The organism is Kitasatospora sp. NPDC052868 (assembly GCF_044547105.1).
Taxonomy (GTDB): Bacteria; Actinomycetota; Actinomycetes; order Streptomycetales; family Streptomycetaceae; genus Kitasatospora.
The window spans coordinates 1-4632 of record NZ_JBITZW010000051.1; the positions used below are offsets into that span (position 1 = coordinate 1).

4 protein-coding genes are annotated in these 4632 nt (G+C 75.8%); 1 reads left to right on the forward strand and 3 read right to left on the reverse strand.

The annotated features are described in order from the left end of the window. Window positions 1-136: 136 nt before the first annotated feature. Window positions 137-1336 carry an MFS transporter gene (locus tag ACIGZJ_RS36800; protein WP_396461371.1) on the reverse strand — a complete coding sequence of 400 codons (1200 nt, stop codon included), beginning with the start codon at window positions 1334-1336 and terminating at the stop codon, window positions 137-139. A 48-nt stretch (window positions 1337-1384) separates the two neighbouring features. On the opposite strand from ACIGZJ_RS36800, the gene ACIGZJ_RS36805 reads away from it, so the two are divergent. Continuing rightward, the gene (locus ACIGZJ_RS36805; protein ID WP_396461372.1) at window positions 1385-2794 is read left to right on the forward strand and encodes a PLP-dependent aminotransferase family protein; all 1410 of its coding nucleotides are present in this window, start codon (window positions 1385-1387) and stop codon (window positions 2792-2794) included. 47 nt (window positions 2795-2841) lie between these two features. Here ACIGZJ_RS36805 and ACIGZJ_RS36810 read toward each other — a convergent pair whose 3' ends face one another. Further along, on the reverse strand, window positions 2842-4095 hold the full coding sequence (locus ACIGZJ_RS36810; RefSeq protein WP_396461373.1) for a threonine/serine exporter family protein: 1254 nt from the start codon (window positions 4093-4095) through the stop codon (window positions 2842-2844). Between the two features lie 192 nt (window positions 4096-4287). Next, a partial coding sequence (locus ACIGZJ_RS36815) for an IclR family transcriptional regulator C-terminal domain-containing protein (protein WP_396461374.1) occupies window positions 4288-4632 on the reverse strand: 345 nt, incomplete at its 5' end.

The following is a 4632-nucleotide window of genomic DNA, read 5'->3' on the forward strand; positions in this document are numbered from 1 at the left end:
TGGGGCTCCTACCACCCCTCCACGGGCGACGCGACGAACACCTTCACCAGCCCGATCATGGCGACCACCCTGGAGGCGGCCACCGCCGGCTCGTAGGGATCGCCGGCCGGCCGCTCGGAGCGGTGCCGCCCGCACCTCAGCGGCCGGCTGCGCCGGCCCCCGCGCGCCGGTCGTACCAGGCCGGGACGACGGCGGCCAGCATCGCGACGCCGGTCAGGGCGAAGGCCCAGGGGTAGCCGGTGCCCGCCGCGAGCCAGCCGAAGGCCAGGGCGCCGGCGCCCATGCCGGCGTCGTACGCGATGTTCCACAGGGCGCTGACGGTGCCGTAGCCGGCGGCGGGGACCCGCGAGTACATCAGGGCCAGCGTGGCGTTCTGGGAGATGCCGAAGCCGATCCCGAAGACGCCGACGGCGAGGACGACGGCCACCGGGCTGCGGAGCAGCACCATCAGCAGCATGCCGACGGCCGACAGCAGCAGCCCGGGCAGCACCAGGCGGCCCGGGCCCAGGCGGTCCCCCAGCCGGCCGGCCAGCCAGCGGGCCGCCGTCGCCGTCGCGGGCTGGACGAACAGCGCCGCGGTGAGCAGACCCGTGGCCGAGGCGGGAACGACCAGCGGCAGGAAGGTGACGATGATCCCGGCGGCGACGGCCGGGGCCGCGAAGACCACCGCGGGACGCAGCAGTGCCGCCGTCCGCATCCCCTCCAGGATGCCGATCGGTCGCCCCGACGCGCGGATCGTGTCGGGCAGGCCGGGTACCGCCGGGATCGCGGCGAGCGAGGCGACGGCCCCCGCCGTGAAGACCACCCCGTAGCCGACGTGCGAGGCGAGCCATGCGCCCAACGGCAGCGCCACCAGCGAGGGCACCCCGCTGACGACGCCGACCAGCGCCAGCCCCTCGCCGCGCCGTTCGGCCGGGATGAGCGACGCCGTCAGCGCGCCGCCCGCCACCAGGGCGAAGCCGAAGCCCAGCCCGCGCAGCAGGCAGACCACGACGATCCACCACAGGTCCTGCGAGAGCGGCAGCGCCAGCGCTGGTGCCCCCAACAGCACCAGGCCGGCCGTCAGCACAGCCCGGTAGCCGTAACGGTCGACCAGACCGGGCGTCGCCAACTCGCCCGCCACCGTCGCCAGCATCAGCGCGGCGGTGGCCGGGCCGGCCGCCCCACCGCTCCCGCTGCCGGCCGTGGCATAGCCGGGGACGACCGGCAGTAGCAGGTACAGGCTGGTCGAGGAGCCCAGGATGGAGACGAAGCGCAGCAGGAGCGGCCTGGTCAGCAGCGGTGGGCGCGCCGCGAGCGGCGGAGGTGTCGAGCCGAGGGTCTTGGTCTTGGTCACGGCAGGAACGCTAAGGGCCCCTCCGGATCGCCGGTAAGCTCCAGTTCCATGCCGTTGGAGTGGTCCAGTTCCCCGCCCGAGCTGTTACTCGCCGTCGACCGGACCAGCGGCCGCCCGCTGCGCGCCCAGGTGGAGCAGGGGCTGCGCACCGCGATCCGGGCCGGCCGCCTCCAGGTCGGCGAACGGCTGCCCTCCTCCCGCGAACTCGCCCGCACACTCGGTCTCTCGCGCGGTCTCGTGCAGGAGTGCTACGCCCAACTCCAGTCCGAGGGCTACCTGGTGACCAGGCCCGGCTCCGCCACCCGGGTGGCGGCCTGCGCCGCGCCGCCGCCCGGAGCCGCCCGGCCGGGCCCGGCGACCCCCGGCCTGGTGGCCGACTTCCAATGGGGCGTACCGGACTTGGGGGCCTTCCCGCTGCAGGACTGGCTGCGGGCCACCCGGGCCGCGGCACGTGCCATGCCGACCGCGGACTTCGGCTACGGCGACCCGCGCGGCAGTGCGGTGCTGCGTGAAGTCCTGGCCGGCTACCTGCGCCGGGTGCGCGCCGCCGCGGCGGACCCGGAACACATCGTCGTCTGCAACGGCTACGCCCAGGGCCTCGGCCTCGCCCTGCGGGTGCTGGCCGACGACGGCGTCCGGACGGTGGCCTTCGAGGACCCGGGCTCACCGGCCACGATCGGCGCGGCCGCCGCGGCGGCGGGACTGCGCGCGACCCCCGTACCGGTCGACGAACACGGCATCGACGTCCGGGCGTTGGCCGCGACGGACGCGCGCGCCGTCGTCGTCACCCCCGCGCACCAGTGGCCGACCGGCGTCCTCCTCAGTCCGGAGCGCCGACTCGCCCTGGCCGCGTGGGCGAGGGAGCGCGACGCGATCATCATCGAGGACGACTACGACGCCGAGTTCCGGTACGACCGCGAACCCGTCGGCGCACTCCAGGGGTTGGCCCCCGACCGGGTCGTCTCCTGCGGGACCGTCAGCAAGTCCCTCGCCCCCGCCCTGCGGATCGGCTGGATGCTCTGCCCGCCCGCCCTGGTCGGGCCGATCGCCGACCGCAAGCAGCGCAGCGACCGCGGCACACCCACGCTCGACCAACTCGCCCTGGCCGCACTGATCGAATCGGGGCACTTCGACCGCCACCTGCGCCGGATGCGCACCGGGTACGCGGCCCGCCGCGGCGCCCTGCTGGCCGCGCTGGCCGAACACGCCCCCGAGGTGCCGGTCACCGGTCTGGCCGCCGGTTTCCACGCCGTCGCCGGACTGCCCGCCGGAGCGGACGAACAGCACGTCCTCGCGGCGGCCCGGGCGCGATCCGTCGGCCTGTACGGCATGAGCGTCTGCCGCGCCTCCCAGGCCGCCGCGCCCGCCCAACTCATCCTGGGCTTCGGCAACGTGGGGATCCGGGCGATCACCGAGGGCATCGCGCTCGTCGCCGACCTGCTCACCGGCCGGCCGTAGGGCCTCGGCCGGGCGCGGCGGCGGAGGGCGGAGGGCGGACGCCGGAGTCAGGGCCGTCGTCGCAGCAGAGCGGCCGTCGGGCGCGGAACGCGGCTGATCACCGAGCCGATCAGGGTGCCGACGGAGACGCCGAACAGGGCCGACACGGCGGTGAGCACGGCCTGTGCCCCGTTTCCGACCTCGATCTGCGCGGTGTTGAGCAGGCCGAAGGAGCCGGGCACCACGATCCAGAAGGCCGGAAGGTAGAGCACCTGCCAGGACGAGCCGCGCCGCAGCCAGTGGGCGACGGTGGCTGCGGCCGCGGCGGTGACGGCACCGGCCAGGCCGCCGATCGCCGCGCCGTTGGCGGAGGTCACGGTGACCTGTACGGCGGTCGTCACCGCGATCACGGCGACGATCCAGGGGATCGCGGGCGGCGGGGTGTTGACGTTGATCACGACGCCGGCCACGGCGAGGGCCAGCCCCAGGCACACCAGCCACCGGCCGGGCGTGGCCACCTGGGTGTTGGCCAGTGCGGAGGCGGGCACGCCGGTGGCGGTGGCGGCGGCCACCACGCCGGTGAGGAAGAGCGCCAGTTGGACGGAGCCCGACATCAGCCGGGCCGTGCCGGCACTGGCCGCGCCCGCGGCGATCTCCGACAGTCCGGTCACCAGGAGACCGCCCGGCAGCAGGATCGCCAGGGTGGCGACGATCGTGCGCAGCGGTCCGTCCAGCAGTCCGGCCCGGGCGGCCCCGAGGACGAGGACGGAAACGAGGAATCCGGCGGTGACCGGCAGCAGCGGCCGCAGCGGTGGCAGGCGGCGGGCCGTCATGGTGAGGGCCACCACGATCAGTGAGCCGATCGCAGCGGCGAGGACGTTCACCGCCACCGGTTGCAGGTAGAGGCAGAGCCCCACGCCGACCGGCAGCATTCCGAGGTCCGCGACCCAGGCGGGCCAGCGGGCCGGCGCCCGGCGGATCGCGTCCAGGTCGCGCAGTGCCCGGTGCCCGTCGAGACCGCCCGCCCGCAGCCGGTGCACCACGTCGAGGAGGTCGGCGGTCTGCTCAAACCGGAGTGCGGCGCCGACCGGCTCGAACGCGACCGCGTCGTCCGCGCTCAGGGCGACGAACAGCCCGGTGGTCAGGGCGGCGACCCGGACGTCGGGCGCCCCCAGGGCCCGGCCGAGCCTGCGCAGTTCCTCCTCCACGTCGTGGACGGGCAGGCCCCCGCTCAACAGGCCCGCACCGAGTTCGAGCAGGAGGCGGCGGCGCGGATCGGCAGGGGAGGTGGTGCCCCGATCCGGCAGGGATGTGCTGAACATGGCGGATATGGTCGCATACCGTTCGTTTCCGTCCGGCCGGCACCGTCGGTCGACGGACGTCCGCGCCAGGGGAGGTGTGTCCGGTGGGCCGGGAACCGTCGGACGACGGCCCCGTGCCCGGGACGACGACCGGAGGGGAGGACGCCGCACGGCCCCGACGGTCCGCGGCAGGGCGCGGCGGTGGACGGCCGGTCAGGTCCGGCGGAGCGCCTCGGTGAGCTGGTGGGCCGCTTCGATGACGGACTGGGCGTGCAGGGGGCCGGGGTGGCGGGTCAGGCGCTCGATCGGGCCGGAGACGGAGACGGCGGCCACCACGCGGTTGGAGGGGCCGCGGACGGGGGCACAGACGGAGGCCACGCCCGGCTCGCGCTCGCCGATCGACTGGGCCCAGCCGCGGCGGCGGACGCCGCTCAGCGCGGTGGCGGTGAACCGGGCGCCCTGGAGGCCGCGGTGGAGGCGCTCGGGCTCCTCCCAGGCGAGCAGGACCTGGGCGGCGGAGCCGGCCTTCATCGGCAGGGTGCTGCCGACCGGGACGGT

Bases quoted from the DNA above. Each gene is read 5' to 3' on its own strand.
- ACIGZJ_RS36805 (WP_396461372.1), top strand. From the start codon at position 1,385: ATGCCGTTGGAGTGGTCCAGTTCCCCGCCCGAGCTGTTACTCGCCGTC.
- ACIGZJ_RS36810 (WP_396461373.1), bottom strand. From the start codon at position 4,095: ATGTTCAGCACATCCCTGCCGGATCGGGGCACCACCTCCCCTGCCGAT.